This window comes from Acetobacterium malicum subsp. dehalogenans DSM 11527 (assembly GCF_000472665.1).
GTDB classification, from domain to species: domain Bacteria; phylum Bacillota; class Clostridia; order Eubacteriales; family Eubacteriaceae; genus Acetobacterium; species Acetobacterium malicum.
Genome location: NZ_AXAC01000018.1, coordinates 40,139 through 59,359, shown reverse-complemented (window position 1 = coordinate 59,359; position 19,221 = coordinate 40,139). Strand labels below are relative to the sequence as shown.

Here is a 19,221-nt window from a genome sequence, read left to right as displayed (position 1 = left end):
GTTATTTCATTTCCATTAATTCAATAACGGTGCCTGCGACTTTAACAAAGGCAATGTCCAGGTGATCATCAACTGTCATCCGCTCGTTTAAAACAATCGCCTGGTGATCGCTGATAAAGGTATCGATGTTGGGCACCTTGTAGGCAATATGGGTCAAATTGACGACATCGGGATGAAGTGGGGTACCCTCTTCAAACCTCAGGTATTCAAATTTGAGAGGATTATTGTCCGGGCTGGAGATATGGACCTTTAATCCCTCGGCGTAAAACTCTTCCAATACCGGTTCCTTAACGGGAACACCAACATGCATAATTTCGTACATTTTTTTCTCCCTTCGGTTTATATGTTTTATGCTGAATATCCTTTGGCCAGCCCTTCGTAGAAATAAGCGAAGGTAACCGAACCAGGATCGCGATGACCTAAACAGCGGTCACCGATATAACGGGCTCGCCCAAATTTTGCCAGCATTCCGGTGGTGTTGTCAGATCCGGCTCGGGCCGCCTGGGCCGCCTTTATGAGGGTCGTTTTCATATCAGTGGTAGAGTGGCGGATCACCTCGGTAGCTGGATCGATGGCATCCATCATTGATTTATCACCAACTACCGCTTTGGAGGTGGCAAAAAACTCGTCGTAGGCTCCAAGCAGAATAATCTTTATAAAGGTATCAGAGTTTGGCGCTTCAGGATTTGCTGCTTCCGCCATACCATGAATAAAAGCGCTAAATAAGGGCCCCGCGGAACCGCCACTGACATCTTCCAAGGCATCGTTGAGGTTTTCCAGCCCCACTTTAAGGTTGGTGGTTTCATCCCAGCTGTCAATTTCCGCAAACATTACTTTTGTCAACTTTTTCATGGTTGTACCATGATCACCGTCACCCAGGGCGCAATCCAGTTCAGTCAGAATATCAACATGATCGGCTATTTCCTGGGCGGCAGTAAGGAGCAAGGTTTTGATTTTCAATGGTTCTATTGGCATTATTACACCCCCATAATCGTTTACATCTTTGTGTTCAGTATAGCAAGTGTCAATGGGGAAGTCAAATAAATTTAGCATATGTTACGATTAAATAGGATAAGTTTTAAAAAAAATCAAATATATCGCAATATATTGACATATGATAATTATTGTTATATATTAAACAATAATAATACTAACAGGTAAAGAAATCGGAGTAACCAAATGAAAGAGAAAGAGTTATTACGACTCATCCAAATATCTAAATTATACTATGAAGAGAATAAGACCCAGGCTGAAATTGCCAGAATCATGAATATTTCCCGGCCATCGGTGAGTAATTTATTAAATAAGGCCAGAAAAGAGGGAGTTGTAAAAATAGAGATCCTCTCATATCAGCATTCCAACATGGGATTAAGTCAGAGTTTCTGCCGCCATTTTAACCTAAAGACCTGCGATATAGTGGCAACAGCAGAAGATCTCCACCGGGAGGCTGCCGGGGTCCTGGTTGATTTTCTTGATAAAACCAAGGTTTTAGGACTGGGCTGGGGATATAATGTCAATAAAATGATTGAAGCCCTGCCCCTGACAAATAACGGTATAGCCTCACATGGTATCATCTGCCCCTTAATTGGAACTGCCACTGTGCCTCATCGGGGCTATCATCCCAATGAGCTGGCCACTGAGCTGTCTCACAAAACCGGTTTTCAGGCAGAATATCTGATAAGTCCGGCCTTTCCCACCACCGAACAGGATCAGGAACTGTTCATGAATACCAATAATTATCAGGAAATTTTAGAGCGGTGGCGGAAAACCGATACGGCCATAATTACTCTGGGCAGTTTTCCGCTGGTGCCGGATCATGGAACGGCTCTACGGTTTGGCAAGAAACTGACACAGGAAAAAGCGGTCGGGAGTCTGTTGTCTTATTTTTTTAATCTCCAGGGCGAACAGATTGAAGGGGATGATGATTATGCGATCCAGATTCCCTTAAGGTTGTTGGCACGAATCAAACATATTATTGGCATTGCTCCTCCGGAATCCAATATCAGCGCGATCATCAGCTGTCTGCGAACTGGGTATATCAGGCATCTGGTGATTACCGAACAAACTGCAAAAGAAATTCTAAGCTTAAATGAAAGCAATTGGTAAGCTGGTGCTAAGGTCGATTTCGTTATGTTAGCCTTGCAATAATGAGGATTTGTAGGTACAATTTAAAATAGAGATTGATTTTTGGATTTGCGTTCAGACAAATCCTGAGAGATGTGGTCTTGATGATCAGAAAAAACAATAGCTTGATAGAAATGAAAAAGAACACATATGAGGAGAAACAAAGATGTTGCATATTGATCGCAGAAAAGAAATTTTGAATACAATTATGAGCAAAGGTTCCGTTAAAGTGGCCAGTCTTTCTCAAAAATATGGTGTGGGCGAGGCGACAATACGTCGGGATTTAAAATATCTTGCCGAGGAGTATGGGATTACATTATCTTATGGTGGGGCTTTCAGAAAAGAAAAAATTAACTATCAGACGACGTCGGAAATGGATATTTATAAAAAAAGAACCCAGAACATCGAAGAGAAGCGGTTAATTGCTGAAAAAGCGGCAAGAATCATTGAAAATGGTGACACGATCGCTTTAAATGCTGGCAGTACTGTGGAACTGGTTCTCGACTACCTAGAAGATATTCAGGATGTCAATTTAATTACGCTCTCTTTAAGTGTAGCATTAAAAGCTTCTGCGATTTCAGGAATCACGGTTTATATGCCGGGCGGAAAGCTGCGTAGTTTTTCCGGTGCTTTTTATGGGAAGGAAGCCAATGATTTTTTAAAGAGTTTTAACATTGATAAAGCTTTCATGGGGGTTATGGCAGTATCCATCGATAAGGGGATTACCCATGGGGCATTTGAAGAAGTTGAAATCAATCAGACTATTTATGAAATCAGTAGTAAATGTTATCTCTTGGCAGACTATTCGAAGTTTGATAAGGTAGCGCTGACAAAAATGGTTGATTTAAATGTTTTTGACGGTTTTATTCTGGATGATAAAACCCCGGAGATTTATCGGGAATACTGCAAGAGTAATAATATCGAAGTAATATAAAGACAATAGTATAAATCCTGGTACTAATTAATACTTTGAGACGCATCGAAATGACGATGCGTTTTTTTATTTACTGAAAGGATTTCTGGAAAACGATGGTCAATTAGTACATTGCAATAAATTCGTAAATATTTTACAAAAAGTCAACTAAAAAAACTTAATAAATACTAATTAAATTAATTATTATCGTAAAGTAAATACAAAGTTACTATAAAATACATATAAAGTTAATATAAAATGTTGACATATAGAAATTAGCATGTTATATTGTAATTGAAATAAGCGGTAAATACAAATTATTTACGAAAAAAAGCTCGAGGCCACGAGAATGTCTAAAAAACTGCGAATTATTTATGTTTAGAGAGTGAGGAAATAATGAATTCACGAGAAAGAGTGATGGCAGCAGCCAATCACCAGGAACCAGACCGAGTGCCAGTTGACATGGTGCTGACCATTGATGTGTATCGGGATATGAAAAAAGTGTTGAATATGGAATATCTGCCGGACAGCCCCAGAATGGGTCGATGGACCGAGGTACAGATGCCTATTGAAATGATCAAAAAACTGGGAATTGATATGTATTACGTTTCGCCACGTTCTGGGGTTTCGGTTCATACCAAGAGCTTTCAAGACGGCAGCTTTACTGATGAATGGGGATGCTACTGGAAAAAAACCGCCATTGCCGGCGGACATTTTTACTTTGAACTTGTTAATCCGCCATTGGCTAATGCCACGATAGAAGATTTGGAAACTTATATCTGGCCGGATCCTGAAGATCCAAAACGTTATGCTGGACTGCAGGAAGAAATGAAGGGGGTTCGGGAGACCACGGATCTTGCCATTTTAGCGAAATTTGCCGGCGCGGTCTTTGAACTGGCAACCTATATGCGGGGACATGAACGCTGGTATCGGGATATCGTTAACAATCAGGAATTCGCCCATGCCCTGATGGATAAGATCTGTCAGATTCAAAAGCGTACCAATGAAGTAATAATGGCTGAAGTAGGTGAATACGTTGACATTCTCAGACTCAGCGGAGAAGATCTGGGGATGCAGGATCGTCCACTGATGTCTCCTAAAACATTCAAAAAAGTCGTAAAGCCCCATTTAAAAGAGCATTTTGAGCATGCCAAAAAGACCTTGCATCAATACAATCCGGAAGCCAAGATCATGCTCCATTCCTGCGGTGCCATTAAACCATTTATTGCAGACTTAATTGATTGTGGTGTTGACGTGCTTGACCCCGTACAGCCAGCGGCAACTAATATGGATCGGTATGAATTGAAAAAAGAATTTGGAAACGATATGGTTTTCCATGGCAATATTGATATTCAAAAGATCCTGCCTTTTGGTACCAAAGAAGAGATTACTCATGAAGTACGTGAAGCCATCAAGGCATTGGCACCTGGCGGCGGATTTTTATTATCGCCGGCACATAATGTCCAAGGGGATGTCAGTGCAGAAAATCTTGTGCACATGGTAAACTGTGTTCATCAATTTGGTAATTACCCGATTAATTTAGACTAAATCATATAAAAGGACAGGTGAAAAAAGTGGAGATTTTAAAAAAAATAGCAGAGACTCTTTATGACGGCGACGAACGAGCCATGCCGGGTTTAGTTCAGGAAGCCATTGATGCCGGTTGTGATGCTCAGGAAGTTCTTGACGCCATGATGGCTGGGATGGCAATAGTTGGCGATGAATTCAGTCGTGATGAACTTTATATACCAGAGGTACTATGTTCCTGCCACGCGATGATGGAAGGTTCGAAAATTTTGAAACCGTTGCTGACCGATCAGGATTCGAAATCATTGGGAACTGTTATTTTGGGCAGTGTTCAGGGAGACATGCACGATATCGGCAAAAACCTGGTGGGGATGATGCTGGAAGGACGCGGTCTAAAAGTAATCGATATCGGTATCGATGTACCGGCCGAAAAATTTGTGGAAGCAGCGATTGAACACAATGCCGATATTGTCGCATGTTCGATTCTGCTGACAACCACCATGCCGGAAACACCAAAAGTTGTCAAAGCATTTGTAGATGCTGGTATTCGTGACAAGGTGAAAATTATGATTGGTGGTGCCCCCATCACTCAGGATTTTTGTGATCGAATGGGTTGTGATATGTTTGCTAAAGATGCAGGTGGCGCTGCAGCTCTGGCAGTTAAACTGTGCGAGAAATAACAACCGTATCTTATCGAAAACAATAGGATAAAACAATTTTGGCTGTTGCAGATTTGATGTGATTGTAGTGAAGATGCAACAGCCATTTTAAGAGGAGTAGACATGATAATTATCGGAGAAAAAATTAACGGGACCATTCCGGTGGTCAAAGCAGCCATCGAAAAAAGAGATGCTGATTTTATCGCCGAGCGGGCAATTAAGCAAACGGAAGCAGGAGCAGATTTTATTGACGTCTGCGCCAGTACGGCACCGGAACTGGAGATCGAAGCACTGAAATGGTTAATCGATGTCGTTCAGGATGCCACCGAGACCCCACTATGCATTGACAGTCCCAACCCTCGTGTCATCGAAGCTGTTTTCAAATATGCGAAACAACCGGGATTGCTGAATTCAATTTCTGGGGAAGGGGATAAATGCGAAGTGCTGCTGCCGTTGTTGACAAGCAACTCCTGGGAAATAGTCGGTTTAACTTGCGATGATCATGGGATTCCCAGAGATGTTGAAACAAAGGTGAAGATCACTGAAATAATGGTTGAAAAAGCAGCCAAATACGGTATTACACCCGATCGGATTCATCTTGATCCCTGTTTATTGGCGCTGGCGACTGATAACGAATCGTATCTTAATTTCATAAAGGACATCAAAGCGATTAGAGCTGTGTACCCGGACATACATATTACGTCAGGTTTAAGTAATATTTCCTTTGGGTTGCCAGGACGTGCCCAAGTCAATCGAACCTTTATGGCATTGGCAATTCAAGCTGGAATGGATTCAGCGGTAATAGATCCAACTAACAAAGACATGATGGCAACGATTTTTGCAACTTATGCATTGCTCGGGCACGATCGAAATTGTCGAAGTTACAGCAAAGCATTTCGTGCTGGAATTATTGATCCAAATAGGAAAAAGTCCTGATCAATTCTAATACGCAATTGATCAGTCAGTCATTTATCGAATTTTACAACTACCGTAAACGTTTGCGCAAGTTGAAGGCACTATAGAAATTCAGTCTAAATTGCTTTGGCGGCATTTCAGATAACCAGACACTTCAGTAAAAGCAGGTTAGGAAACACCCAGACCAAATAATTTTAAAGGAGTAAAAAATGGAAAAGTATGTACTCGTTATTGATGAAGGAACCACCGGAACCAGAGCTTTGATTTTCAATCAAAAGCTGCAAATTGTTGCACAATGCTATGAGGAGTTTACCCAGTACACACCCGGCGAAGACAAGGTTGAGCACGATGCCATGGAAATTTATGAAAAAAGTGTAGCAATGTGTCAAAAAGCCATTGGTGAGGCCATGATTTCACCCGAAGAAATTGCCTGTATCGGGATAACTAACCAGCGGGCTACGTGTCTGGTCTGGGATAAGCAAACCGGAGAGCCTCTATATAATGCCATCGTTTGGCAGGATACCAGAACGGCAGCCTTGTGTCAGGAACTAAATGCTGGAGAATGGGGCGAAAAAGCAAGAAAAACCACCGGTTGGACATTGGCACCAGTCTATTCTTCGATGATGCTGAATTGGTACATTAATAATGTTCCCTTAATCAAAGAAAAAATTGAAGCTGGTGAGGCCCTCTTTGGTACTATCGATACCTGGCTGATCTGGAAATTAACTGGTGGGAAAAAACATGCAATCAGTTATTCCAATGCGTCTGTTATGGGGAGTCTTGATTTAAGAACCGGCCAATGGTATGAGGAATTTCTTACTTTTCTTGGCATCGATACAAAAATATTTCCGGAAATTATTACGGACTCCGGGGACTATGGAGTTGTTTTAAAAGATATTCTGGGTGCAGAAATTCCGATTACAGGTGTGATCGCCGATCAACATGCCGCCTTATTTGCCCAAGGATGCCGAACAGTTGGCACCGGAAAAATCACCAATGGTACCGGATCATTTTTAGATATCAATGTTGGAACAGAATGTGTGGTTTCCGATCAGGGGCTTAATACTGTCATTGCCTGGAAGATTGGAGATGTGATGACTTACGCCTTGGAAGGATATGAATCGGTCACCGGTTCCGCTGTTCAATGGTTAAGAGACGGATTGGAAGTGATTGCCGAGTCCAGCGAAACCGAATCTTTGGCCCGTTCAGTTGAAGATAGCAATGGCGTCTATTTTGTTCCAGCATTGGCTGGTTTAAGTGCGCCTTATCATGATCCCTTTGCGCGAGGAACAATATTTGGCATCACTCGGGGGACCAAGAAAGCCCATCTGGTTCGCGCCACCTTGGAAGGCATTGCCTTTAGACTAAAAGATATCATGGATGTGGTGGCTAATGAAGCTGGGATTAAGATGAAGTCCATCCGGATTGACGGTGGGGCGTCAAAAAACAATCTATTGGCACAAATGATGGCTGATATGATGGATGTTCAGGTAGACCGACCGTTCTCAGTAGAGGCAACCAGTTTAGGTGCGGCAGAAATGGCAGGACTTTATGTTGGTCTATGGAGAGAAGCAGATTTTGATGCAGCCCTCACGATTGAAGCAAGCTTTATCCCGGAAATTGATGCTGATAAACGCAACAAAGCCTACGATGGCTGGAAAGAAGCTATTAAGCGTTCGATGAACTGGAACTATTAGATTAATTATGCGCTAAAGAATAACTGCGCCATGACAGGAGGATCATGATTGGCCTACTGACCGGATAACAAAATTAAGATGCTATAAGAACTAGAAAAATCTGTGAAATCATAGATCCTGCAAATTATCTGAATTTGCAGGGTCTAGCTTCGCTTTAGGAGCTAATTTACCGAGAAATGGCAGATGATTTTGCGAGCAAGATAGAAACAATCACTAAGATAAGTCCGGTTAGTTATAGCAGTGAATAAATCGATTATCGCACCAGATAAGGGGTTCGAGCCGGTGCGTTCCAATACCAGAGATTCTGGGCATTCATGCGGGCAAAAAATAATTGAAACCCGGCTTGTTCCTGGACGGTCAAAATTTCTTCGACCCAATTTGCGACGATTACGATCCCTTTAGCTTCTAAATATTTATGAACACGTCTGAAAATAATCAACATCTCCATAATGGTGGTCGATCCGGTGCCGTTGACAATCACCATTACTTCATCGCCGGCGCAGAGATTTAAATCAGCAATCAGTAAATCTGACATCAGGATGGCTGTTTCATCAGCATTCTTCTTCTTTTGCCGGCCGCCACCGCCTTCTCCATGCTGACCCATACCAACCTCCATTTCGTCAGTCCCAAGTACTGCAAAAGCGGAACCATTTTGAGGATGGGTGGCAGTTTTGCAGGCTACCGCAATCGTTGCCATATTATCGGCAAAATCCTGGGCAATGGCGGTTATCTCATGAAGGGACTTCCCCTGGGCAGCGGCTGCACCAACAATTTTGTACAGTGGCACACACCCCACCAGACCGCGGCGTCGGTCTGCTTCACAACGGGGAGCATAAGCGACATCTTCCTGAGTGATCACCAGCGATACCTTGAGGCCGGCTTTACGGGCTTCTTCCATGGCTCGGGCTCCGGTCATCATATCACCAGCATGGTTTAAAACAACTAAAAGAATACCCTTTCCCTTATCAGCAAGATGAAGAGCATCAACGACCGCTTTATATCCTGGCGCGGCAAAAACATCACCGACAACAGCTACATCGATCATACCTTCACCAACAAAACCTTCAAGCGCCGGTTCATGGCCAGAGCCGCCCAGGGTCACAATGGTGACGCGGCTGGCCGTTTCGAGTCCTTTGTTGACAACAAGATTATTGGGTTTGACTTCGAGAATAAGGGGGTTGGCAAGGGCCAGCCCTTCCAGTAATTCGGCGGTGATGTTTTCCGGTTTATTGATGAATTTTTTCAGAGTCATGGTGAGTTCCTTTTTTTGAGTTCGTATTGAATCAATGCTATCCTGATTCCGGGATAGCTTTTTAGTCTGATATATGAAAATTGAACTGAAATATTGAAGTAATTAGATTATTCAATACTAGCAAATATTGTTTATTAAAACAATATTGATGTCATGAAAACAGAATTTGATGTCATCAAAAATAAAACTAACTGGTTAAATAAGCGTAAAAGATTGTAACAAAGACTTTTATACGGTATAATAATTTATTGAAAAGTAAGATTTGGGCTAGAATAAAAGGTGAAAAGATGTTAAAAATTGCGGTCTGCGAAGATGAGGAACAACATAAAAAAATACTGGTTGATCTGATTGGGCGCTATCCATTTAAAACGGATTATAGTTTAACCACATTTCAATTTGGTTATGAACTCGTTGCAGCAAGTAACGAAGGGATTAATTTTGATATGATTTTCCTTGATATGCGTTTAGATAACGAAGACGGCATTGACATCGCAAATGAGATCAGAAAAACAGATACTGAAGCCCGGATTATTATTACCACATCCTTAATTGAATACGCCGTACTGGGCTACTCCGTGAATGCCAGCGATTTTTTATTAAAACCATTCCCGGAAGATAAACTCTTTCTGGTTTTAGAAAAACTGGAGAATGACCTCAAGTATTCACGATCCAGTTTTCATGAAATCGAAATAAACAACGAAAAAATATTCTTAAAAAGCGATGAGATCTTATACTTTGAGAGTCTGGGTAGAAAAATAAAAGTGACTACTTTTGATGCAGAATACGAATATTACTACACAATTTCAGCGTTGGAAAAGGAGTTGGATTCATTGCGCTTTATTTTATGTCATCGCTCTTATATTGTTAATCTTAAAAATGTCAAAAGTATCAAAACAAAAGCAGTGGTATTAAAAAATGGCGTGATGATCCCGATCAGCCCTAAAAGGAATCAGAAAGTATATGATGCCTTCACCCGGTATATGGCAGGATCGATGGAATGAAAACTTCATCAGTCATTCGGAACATCGTCCTTTTAAGTATTCCGATTATCAGTTTAATTATCGGATTAAATCTATATTTCATTGATGTTGACGTTGCCAACAGGCATTTAGTTGGAATTGCTTCTTTGGGAGCGCTGTTGTATATCAATGTGGTGATTTTTGTCATCTTAAAAGTACTCGATCATGAAGCTAAAAAGATAAATGAATATCAGAATGTCAATATCCAGTTGGAGCTCCAACAGAAGCATTATAAAGAAATGCTTGAAAAGAATTATCAGGTAAGAGGATTATGGCACGATATGAACAATCACGTCATCACCATGCAATACTTAATCAAGAACGAGGCCTGCGAAGAAATCGAGGAGTATCTTTTGCAGTTCCATAATATGCTACAAAATGCCGTTGATCATAATCGATCGGGAAATCATGTGGTGGATGCGTTGTTAAATTACAAAATCAAAGTTGCAGCTGATAATAAGATTAACTTTGTTCATTATATTGCCATCCCGGAAAACCTGAAAATGAACAGCATTGATCTGTCCATTATTCTGGGCAATGTCCTGGACAATGCTATTGAGGGGTGCCTGCGGGATTCGCGACCAGACCGGGATAAAACGATCAAGTTTAATATGTACTATAAACGCGAGAGTCTGCTGATTGACATCGAGAACACCATTGATGAGCAGACCATTCATAAGTCGGGGAGCAACATGGTCAGCAGCAAACGTATCGATGAGGATCAAAGTGGCTATGGGATTTCGAATGTCAAACAGGTCTTAAAAAACTATGAAGGCAACATGGTTACTCAGGTTCTTGAGGACCGATTTAAATGCACCATCCTGATTCCCCTGGATTAAAAAATAGGTTCGCTTCAAAATTGACAAAATCCCGTAGATGCGATATATTATATTGGCATTTATAGCGATAGGGTGAGGTGGATTGTTGAAAGAAAAAGAATTGTGCCGTTTGATACATGTGTCCCAATTATATTATGAACAAAATAAAACCCAGTCTGAAATCGCCAGTGAATTAGAGATATCCCGTCCGGCGGTCAGTTACCTTTTAAATAAGGCCAGAAAAGCAGGCATTGTAAAAATTGATGTGCTTTCCTATCATCGGACCATCAGAGGAATCAGACATGAGCTATGTCATCGTTTTAACTTGAAAAGCTGTCAGGTAGTTTCATTGCCGGATGATTTATATCAGACCGGTGCGGATGTGCTGCTGGAATTCTTACCCAAAACAAAGATATTAGGTTTAGGATGGGGTTATAACACGGACAAGATTATTAAGGCATTTGCTCAACAAAACGATATGGGTATCAATGGCGGTGTAATCTGCCCGCTGATCGGGGCAACAACTGCCCCCCAACGGGGTTACCATCCAGATGAGCTGGTTAAAGAGCTCTCCCAGAAAACCGGTTATAAGGCAGAATTCCTTAATTGTCCGGCCATACCTACCACCGCGGAGGAGCAGACCCAAGTGCTGGTGTCCGATGATTATAAGCGAATTGAAGATTACTGGAAAAGGACCACTACGGCGTTGATAACCTTGGGCAGCTATCCCTCGGTACCGGATCACGGATCGGCAATGCGGTTTGGGCGAAAACTAATCGAAGAGAAGGCGGTTGGATGTCTACTTTCGTATTTTTTTAATCCCGAGGGGGAATTGATACATGGAGAAGATGACTATGCGATCCAAATTCCGCTGGAGTTGTTAGCCCGGGTCAGAAATGTGATCGGGTTTGTACCCCAGGAAGCCAATATTGATTCTGTCATCAGTGGTTTGAAAACCGGATATTTCAAACATCTGGTGATTACCGAGACCCTGGCAAGCGAGATCATCAAACAAATGGATGAGCGCAAACGTATTTAATACGGCAACTCAAAAACGCCGGATCATGTAAATGATCCGGCGTTTTTGCCGTTATGAACTGTTTCTGAATCCCATGATCAGCTTCGAAAATGGTCGATTGAGTCGGTTGCGAGGCTGGGAAAGTGTTACCAGCTACCACCGCCACCGCCACCGCCACCGCCGCCGGAGAAGCCGCCACCGCCGGAAAATCCGCCGCCACCGAATCCGCCAGATCCCGAGTTAGGGGGAACAATAATATCTGACGCGATACTGTTCATACTTCTCGTTAAACTGGATACGAACAATAGGGAGGTGAAATTATTACCATAGGTGGTGCCATAATACCAGCTGGGCTGTTCAATGGCAATGGACTCAAAATTCTTGGCCCACTTATCAGTCACTCCCAGCACATAGGCATAGGGCAGAATATTAAAAAAGTACTGGGGATTTTCGTTGACCAGAGCAAGAATCCGATCTTTTTCGGCTTTTTCAATAAAGTTTTTAAAACCGAGGACCTGACCCAGCCACAGCCGTCCGGTTTCAGTCCGTTGGGTTGCAATAATCTGGAAAAAGGCGGTGCCATAGGTAGCCATCAGGGCCAGCAGCGCCGGAAGCAGGGACGTGTATTCCAGTAAGATATTAACAACAAGCAAAATCAATGCCGCGACGACCAGGATCACGATGCCCAGAATTATCCGGCCAACAGTTTTTTTTCGGGCCACGCCCTTGCGGTTGCGCAGGGCGGAGGTAATGATATTAGCGCCAAAAACGGTGGGTGCCGCCGCAAAACAGGAAACAATGCCGATAAAGATCAGTCCTTCAAAAAAAGAAGTCAGCATGCCGAGCTTGTAGGCGCCATTAGTGACATATGCCAGCAGCGGCAGGGCCATAAAAATGCTGATGACGACCAGACCAACCTTAGATGCGGCGGTAAAGATCTGATTTTCAGGAATATCGAAATAGCCTTTGATCTGTTCCCTGGTTGCGACAATGGTGTCGTAAAAACTGGCGGGAACGCTGACCGTTGAAAAACTGTCCTTTTGATCAAAAATATTATTAAACAGGGTGTGCTCAAAATCCTCGGCTGTATCTGGCAGGTTTTTAATTTTATGGAAGATAAACTTTTTCTTATCCACCTGTTCAATCGTCATATAGCCTTTATCGGCCCAGTACATCAGCAGCGACATGACCTCTGGTTTGTCCAGGACACCATCGACAATAAAACCGATTTGCGAGGGGGTGAAATTCTGGGGTGGATAAAACTCCACTGTTTCCACCGGTTTTTTATCCCGGCCGGTGAAAAGCCAGATTAAGGCGCCACCAAGCAAAGACAGGCCAAAAATAATGTACATAAAGGGGATGAATTCGTCACCGGTAAAGGCGCCGACAAAATAGCCATCCGGCAGATTGATTTTAAGGGTGACGCCCTGGTAATTGGATAGGGGCTGCTTCAGGGTTCCTTCAATGGTGTTCCCGGAAACGGTAAAATCAACGGCGTCGGTGATGGTGCTACCGTAGCCGCCGGAGATGAATTCCACCTGGGTCGGGTCGAAGGGTTTTGGCATCACAATTTTAAAATGAGCCTTCTCAATGGTAGTATCCCAATTCTGTGGAATAATGTTAAAGTAGACATCATCCATACTGTCAATCTTGTCATCCCCCGGATTCCAGATATATGAAATCGGGTAGGTTTGGGTGCCACTGACATATTCATCACCGTCCCCGATTTGGATAACCACATTACCGCTTTCGGTGGAGGTTTCAAAATTAAAATTGTCGACATTCACATGAGTCACCCGGGCATTGTAGGTTGTTTCCACCGGTTGTCCATTTATTTCCCGGTAAAAACTGCCGCTATAGGGGATAAATCGATAGATTCCGTGGCGCGGTTCCGAAAAGGTGACGGTGATGTTTTCCTGAATATCATAGGCGTGGTCTTCCTGTACATTCATGGTAACATCATACAGGTTGATATCAAAATATTCCTGGGCGAAGGTGCTTCCGGGAAAAACAATTCCTAAAAGAAGAAGGCCAAGAAGGACAAGTAGTATCGGGGTGCTTTGCTTTTTCACATGGTTTACCTCCTAAAGTTTTTAAAGACGGTGCTGTAAAAGCACCGTCATTTTTGTTGTCATCAATAAATTGCTGAATGAATCGGAGTGAACTAGTTAAATTTAACCTGGACGTTTTCCCGTTCTTCAGCAGAACCAACCTCAAAGAAGGGCTGTTTTTTGAATCCGAACATACTGGCTACCAGATTGCTGGGGAAGGACTCAACCTTGGTATTCATGGTTCGGACAACCGCATTGTAGTATTTTCGGGAGTTGGCAATTTCGTCTTCCAACGTTTTTAACTGTTGTTGTAAATCCAGAAAATTGGTATTCGCCTGGAGTTGGGGATAGGCTTCAGCTACCGCAAAAAGACTTTTCAAGGTACCGGATAAAGCATTTTCATTGGCGATTTTTTCGTCAATACTGGTTGAATTCATGGCCGCTGTCCGGGCTGCGGTTACCTTGGTAAAGGTTTCAGACTCATGGGTGGCATAACCCTTGACCGTTTCCACAAGGTTGGGAATCAGATCGTATCTCTTTTTAAGATAAACATCCATGGTCGAAAAAGCTTCTTCAACCTGATTTTTGATACTGACAAAGCTATTTCGCGAAATAACAAGCCACAGACCGATGATCACAATAAGACCGAGAATAATTGGAATAGCAATCATTTTTTATAATCCTCCTTAAACAATTTTATTGTTGATATTATATCACGTCCCCATAGCGGCTACAATGAAATTAAGGGATACTTTTAAATGGCGCAAAATACAAGAAAAATTATTCGGATTGAACGATTTAATCCAGTTAAGAGTAAGTTTGTCTTGTTGGACTGATCCTTCTATATTATAATTAATACAAACAAAAAGTTGTCAGCGGTGTTAGAGAAACCTATACAAGGAGAAATAATGAAATATTCACACATTCTATTCGATCTAGACGGAACACTCATCGATTCTAAGGAAACGGTGCGATGTTCTTTTGAATATGCTTTGGGAAAAATGCATGTGCCTAATCCGAAAATTATCGATATCGAGCCCTTGATCGGTCCGCCGATTCTTAAAACCTTTCAGGAAGTCTATGGATTTTCTCTGGCTGAAGCCCGTCAAGGTTATGAATTTTACCTGGAGGAATATGTTGGCAATGGTCAGATGTATCAGGCCCAGCTTTACCAGGGCGTCAAAGAAACAGTTCATGCCCTCTATACTAGTGGACGCTTTTTAGGCGTGGCCACAACTAAAAATGAAAATAATGCCCGCAAGATAATAGACAGTTTGAAGCTCGATATCCAGATTGACCGGGTCTATGGTACCTATAATGATGGCACCCGCAGCAATAAAAAAGAAATCATCACCGATCTGTTGGAAGATAATGATGTCCAGGATTTAGCGGACGTCTTAATGGTCGGTGATCGTCACTATGATATTATTGGTGCCAGCGAAGTGGGCATCGATTCCGTCGGTGTGACCTACGGCTGCGGTAGTGAAGATGAACTGCGACAGGCCGGAGCTACCCACCTGATCGCCAGCATCAATGAATTACTGAAAATTATAAAATAGGAGGACACGATGGAATCTAAAAACATAAATTTGGAACGGACAGCTTTAATTAAAGGCGATTTAAAATTCACTAATTTTGGTCAGCTAATTAAGTCGACCCTGTTCCGGAAATTGGTCAAAACCTTTATTGACGAACTGACGGTAAAAAAATCTTATCTATTAAAGACCCTGGAGCCGTTTGAAAATAATAAAGGCGAATTTAACGAAACCGCTTTTATTGATTTTGTTTATCTGTTGAATATTAATTCCCTGGACGAAATCATCCAATCCGGCTATTTTGATATTCAATTCACCTATGAAGAATATTCCCAGCTGTTTCTGGGCTTTCTGGAAGGGTTTTACAACTACTGGCGAAGTATTCAGCGATTTATGATCAAAACCGATGAATACAGTTCGGATGAAAAAACAAAGCGTTCAAAGGCTCATTCGCTGGCATCCAACAATGATGCGTTCAAAAAAATGGTTCTCGATCTCTATCGTAATATCCATTTCAATGTCACCGGGAAGAGCGTCAGCATTTACCGGCAGTTGCCCAGCGGAGCCCAGGTGGCCTTTTTAACGGATAAATTTGAATTTGACCGGGGTGTTAAAAGTAAAAATGATTCACTTTACCAGGTGCCCTACGTCTGGGAAGCGATCTTTGAACCACCGGTTATTTTCTATACCCAGTCAAGTAAACGGGATGGGATCTTTCCGGTCAAAGACAAGCGTATTTTACAGAAATTCTACTTGGACTGTGACGAATGGTTTGCCATTCCGATGAAGGTCGGGCGATTGCTGGCGATTGTTTATGTTCAAAAAGAGTATCTGGCTCTGGGGGCCGGTTTGTTCAACCTCTTTGAAATGGCCACCCCGGAAGAATTTACCAAGCAAAAACCGGATGCGGTGGTTTTCTTTGGCTTGGACGAGGTCCTCTTCGAAGATGATGAAAAACTCGGTTACGTAACCAAAGAGGATGATGTCTATTATGGTCTGATCCCCGACAACCCCCATATTGACTATTTTGGTTATATGAAGAAAATGATGCTCACCCTGCACAATATCATTCAGATTGAAAAAAAAGCGATGCCCGTTCATGGTGCCTTTGCCAAAATCCGGGTGGGCGGCCGAAAATCAGCAAATGTGATGCTGATCGGTGATAGTGGCGCCGGCAAATCAGAAACCCTGGAAGCCATCAATAAACTTCCCAAGGAGCTGGCCTGCGACTTTGATATACTGATCGACGATATGGGCTCACTCCACTTTAACAAAGAAGGCGAACTGATGGCCGTGGGCACCGAAATCGGCGCCTTTGTCCGTTTGGATGATCTTCAGCCGGGTTACGCCTACAGCACCATGGACCGCAGTATTTTTATGAACCCGAACATTGTCAATGCCCGGGTTATCGTACCACAAATGTCCTATGAGGAGATTGCTAAATCGACCCGGGTGGACTATGTTTTCTATATTAATAATTACGAAGAAATAGGGGAATCGGCTCCGCCGATTGAACTGTTTGATGATCTGGACGAAGCCTATGCGGTCTTTTCCGAAGGTAAACGAATGGCCAAGGGTACCACCGGAGAAGTGGGGATCACCACCACCTACTTTGCCAATCCCTTTGGCGCCGTTCAGTTAAAAGAAGAGCATGAAAAGATTGCCAGAAAAACATTTAAAAAGATGCGCGAAACCGGTGTTCAAATCGGGATGATAAGGACCCAACTGGGGATTCCCGGGTACGAACAGAATGGTCCTTTCCTGGCTGCCCAGGCGCTGGTTCAGTTTATTGATGAATTAAATAAATCAGAATAATTAAAATGTTTCATTTCTCTGAAAGCTGGTATATAATAAGAGTAAGTTTATAATCATTATAAGGGAGGAAAAAATGGGTAAATTACAAGGAACACAGACGTTAGTAAATTTAATGACATCTTTTGTTGGCGAATGCCAGGCCAGAATGCGTTATACGTATTTTGCATCGATCGCGAAAAAAGAGGGTTATGTTCAGATCAGTGAAATTTTCACCGAAACAGCAGGTAATGAAAAAGAGCATGGTGAATTGTTCTATAAGCATATTGCGGCCAATGAGTACACTTCTGGCAATGCTGTTGAAATTCCCGTGAATGCGACTTTTCCGGTAGCACTTGGAGATACTAAAAACAATTTATTACATGCAGCTTCCGGAGAAAATGAAGAATGGAATGAGCTCTATCCCAAATTTGCCAAAATTGCCAAAGAAGAAGGATTTGATGAAATTGCTGAGACCTGGCTGGAAGTATGTATTGCTGAAAAAGCTCACGAAACCCGCTATCTAAAACTCGCAGCCAACATTGAACTGGGCCGAACCTTCAAACGGTTTAGCGAGGTGAAATGGAAATGTGGCAATTGCGGTTATATTCACGAGGGCGCCGAAGCTCCTGAACTCTGTCCGGCCTGCAAACATGCCCAGGCTTATTTTGAACTATTTGTCGAAACCTACTAAAAATAGACCGTTTTACCAAAAAGACACGGATCGTTATCGATCCGTGTCTTTTGTTTAATGGTTATGTTTTTTAGGGATTATTTTTCAAACGGGAAGTGGTATTGATCCAGACCCAGTTCCGCCTTGATGTCGAGGATATCTTTAATCAGGGCATCGTTGACCGGGGTTCCTTTGTCTTTCCGATCCAGCCAGGCATCATATTCTTTTTCGCCGGCAGTATAGATTCGTTCCTGACCGGGCATTTTTTCTGAGGCCCGCAGGTCTCTTAAAATATCACCGGTGATTTTTTTAAAGGATTCGGGTTCGGTAAAGTTTTCGATGTTGATAGCAATAAAGAAATGACCGAGGTGGTAGGGCTGTGCCTGACCGTTGGCGTCAAAACCCAGCAGGCCTTTTAAGAAGGAACCGCTTTGGAGGGCGGCCGAGAGGATTTCCACAAAGGTGGCATAACCATAGCCCTTATAACCGCCGGTGTCTTCGCCAATGCCGCCCAGTGGGGTCAGGGCGGCTTCGCCTTTAACCAGATCGATGAGGATCTGTTTGGTATCAGTCCGGCTGTTCCCCTGGCGATCAATGACCCAGCCATCGGGCAGGTCCTTGTTTTCGCGGTCATAAACTTCGATCTTGCCCCGTTGCGAAACCGAGGTGGCACAGTCCAGCACAAAGGGGAAAGGTTCATCACTGGGGACTCCAACGGTAATCGGATTGGTGCCCAGCATATTTTCGACCCCAAAGGTCGGCGCAATCGAAGGACGGGCGTTGGTGCCGGTCATCCCAATCATGTTGTTTTCGATGGCCATCAGCGGATAGTAGCCGGCAAAACCATAATGGGTGGAATTACGGACCACGGTCATCCCCATGCCGTAAACCTTGGCTTTATCAATCGCCATTTGCATCGCTTTTTTGGCAATCACGTGGCCCATGCCATCGTGACCGTCAATGACGGCGGTGGTAAAGGTGTCTTTGACCACTTCAAATTCGGTAACTGGATTCTGGATGCCTTGTTTGATCCGGTCATAGTAGATCGGTTTTAAACGGCCGATACCGTGGGAATCAATCCCCCTTTTGTCTGAGGTGATCAGGATGTCGGCACAGATCTTGGCGTCTTCTTCAGGAACCCCAATGCCTTTTAAGGCGTCGGTCATGAATGCTTCCAGAATGTCAAAGGGGATGCGGTAGGTGGTTTCGTCTTTCATCAATAATTCTCC

Annotated in this window: 18 protein-coding genes; 12 read left to right on the top strand and 6 right to left on the bottom strand. The window is 43.0% G+C overall.

The window, feature by feature from the left end; translation table 11 throughout:
• Position 1 precedes the first annotated feature (1 nt).
• Together A3KS_RS0108675 and A3KS_RS22530 are read right to left on the bottom strand one after the other, a co-directional pair.
• Positions 2-322 carry a hypothetical protein gene (locus tag A3KS_RS0108675; protein WP_026394598.1) on the bottom strand — a complete coding sequence of 107 codons (321 nt, stop codon included), beginning with the start codon at positions 320-322 and terminating at the stop codon, positions 2-4.
• 26 nt (positions 323-348) lie between these two features.
• A complete protein-coding gene (locus tag A3KS_RS22530) occupies positions 349-975 on the bottom strand; it encodes a dihydroxyacetone kinase subunit L (RefSeq protein WP_051355759.1) in 627 nt (208 codons plus the stop codon).
• Positions 976-1,179: 204 nt separating this feature from the next.
• Between A3KS_RS22530 and A3KS_RS20610 the strand changes: the two genes are divergently transcribed.
• The 6 genes from A3KS_RS20610 (at position 1,180) to A3KS_RS0108640 (ending at position 7,835) form a co-directional block, all read left to right on the top strand.
• Positions 1,180-2,106 (top strand): sugar-binding transcriptional regulator, encoded by a 927-nt coding sequence (locus tag A3KS_RS20610; protein WP_035355755.1) that lies wholly within the window; start codon positions 1,180-1,182, stop codon positions 2,104-2,106.
• A 184-nt stretch (positions 2,107-2,290) separates the two neighbouring features.
• On the top strand, positions 2,291-3,058 hold the full coding sequence (locus A3KS_RS0108660) for a DeoR/GlpR family DNA-binding transcription regulator (RefSeq protein ID WP_026394597.1): 768 nt from the start codon (positions 2,291-2,293) through the stop codon (positions 3,056-3,058).
• 375 nt (positions 3,059-3,433) lie between these two features.
• Complete coding sequence (locus A3KS_RS0108655; protein WP_026394596.1) at positions 3,434-4,585, top strand: uroporphyrinogen decarboxylase family protein; 1,152 nt, start codon at positions 3,434-3,436, stop codon at positions 4,583-4,585.
• 26 nt (positions 4,586-4,611) lie between these two features.
• Positions 4,612-5,244, top strand: a complete 633-nt coding sequence (locus A3KS_RS0108650) for a cobalamin B12-binding domain-containing protein (protein ID WP_026394595.1) — start codon at positions 4,612-4,614, stop codon at positions 5,242-5,244.
• A gap of 102 nt (positions 5,245-5,346) precedes the next feature.
• Positions 5,347-6,159 carry a methyltetrahydrofolate cobalamin methyltransferase gene (locus A3KS_RS0108645; protein ID WP_026394594.1) on the top strand — a complete coding sequence of 271 codons (813 nt, stop codon included), beginning with the start codon at positions 5,347-5,349 and terminating at the stop codon, positions 6,157-6,159.
• A gap of 188 nt (positions 6,160-6,347) precedes the next feature.
• The gene (locus A3KS_RS0108640) at positions 6,348-7,835 is read left to right on the top strand and encodes an FGGY family carbohydrate kinase (protein WP_026394593.1); all 1,488 of its coding nucleotides are present in this window, start codon (positions 6,348-6,350) and stop codon (positions 7,833-7,835) included.
• Positions 7,836-8,088: 253 nt separating this feature from the next.
• Here the strand turns inward: A3KS_RS0108640 and A3KS_RS0108635 are convergent, their stop codons facing one another.
• Positions 8,089-9,087 (bottom strand): dihydroxyacetone kinase subunit DhaK, encoded by a 999-nt coding sequence (locus A3KS_RS0108635; protein WP_026394592.1) that lies wholly within the window; start codon positions 9,085-9,087, stop codon positions 8,089-8,091.
• Positions 9,088-9,374: 287 nt separating this feature from the next.
• On the opposite strand from A3KS_RS0108635, the gene A3KS_RS0108630 reads away from it, so the two are divergent.
• The 3 genes from A3KS_RS0108630 (at position 9,375) to A3KS_RS0108620 (ending at position 11,963) form a co-directional block, all read left to right on the top strand.
• Positions 9,375-10,088 (top strand): LytR/AlgR family response regulator transcription factor, encoded by a 714-nt coding sequence (locus A3KS_RS0108630; RefSeq protein WP_026394591.1) that lies wholly within the window; start codon positions 9,375-9,377, stop codon positions 10,086-10,088.
• Positions 10,085-10,945, top strand: coding sequence for a sensor histidine kinase (locus tag A3KS_RS0108625; RefSeq protein WP_026394590.1), 861 nt, complete (start codon positions 10,085-10,087; stop codon positions 10,943-10,945). Before A3KS_RS0108630 ends, A3KS_RS0108625 begins: the two co-directional genes overlap by 4 nt.
• 85 nt (positions 10,946-11,030) lie before the next feature.
• A complete protein-coding gene (locus A3KS_RS0108620; RefSeq protein ID WP_026394589.1) occupies positions 11,031-11,963 on the top strand; it encodes a sugar-binding transcriptional regulator in 933 nt (310 codons plus the stop codon).
• 125 nt (positions 11,964-12,088) lie between these two features.
• Here A3KS_RS0108620 and A3KS_RS0108615 read toward each other — a convergent pair whose 3' ends face one another.
• Positions 12,089-14,014, bottom strand: a complete 1,926-nt coding sequence (locus A3KS_RS0108615; RefSeq protein WP_026394588.1) for a DUF2207 domain-containing protein — start codon at positions 14,012-14,014, stop codon at positions 12,089-12,091.
• A 92-nt stretch (positions 14,015-14,106) separates the two neighbouring features.
• Entirely contained in the window at positions 14,107-14,664 is a 558-nt protein-coding gene (locus tag A3KS_RS0108610; RefSeq protein ID WP_026394587.1) for a LemA family protein, read from the bottom strand.
• 237 nt (positions 14,665-14,901) lie between these two features.
• Here A3KS_RS0108610 and A3KS_RS20605 point away from each other — a divergent pair, with 237 nt between their 5' ends.
• From A3KS_RS20605 to rbr, 3 genes are all read left to right on the top strand, one after another.
• Entirely contained in the window at positions 14,902-15,552 is a 651-nt protein-coding gene (locus A3KS_RS20605; protein ID WP_051355758.1) for an HAD hydrolase-like protein, read from the top strand.
• Positions 15,553-15,561: 9 nt separating this feature from the next.
• Entirely contained in the window at positions 15,562-17,343 is a 1,782-nt protein-coding gene (locus tag A3KS_RS0108600) for a phosphoenolpyruvate carboxykinase (ATP) (protein WP_051355757.1), read from the top strand.
• A 73-nt stretch (positions 17,344-17,416) separates the two neighbouring features.
• Entirely contained in the window at positions 17,417-18,013 is a 597-nt protein-coding gene (gene rbr, locus A3KS_RS0108595) for a rubrerythrin (RefSeq protein WP_026394585.1), read from the top strand.
• 77 nt (positions 18,014-18,090) lie between these two features.
• Here rbr and A3KS_RS0108590 read toward each other — a convergent pair whose 3' ends face one another.
• The gene (locus A3KS_RS0108590) at positions 18,091-19,209 is read right to left on the bottom strand and encodes an Ldh family oxidoreductase (RefSeq protein ID WP_026394584.1); all 1,119 of its coding nucleotides are present in this window, start codon (positions 19,207-19,209) and stop codon (positions 18,091-18,093) included.
• Between the last annotated feature and the right edge of the window lie 12 nt (positions 19,210-19,221).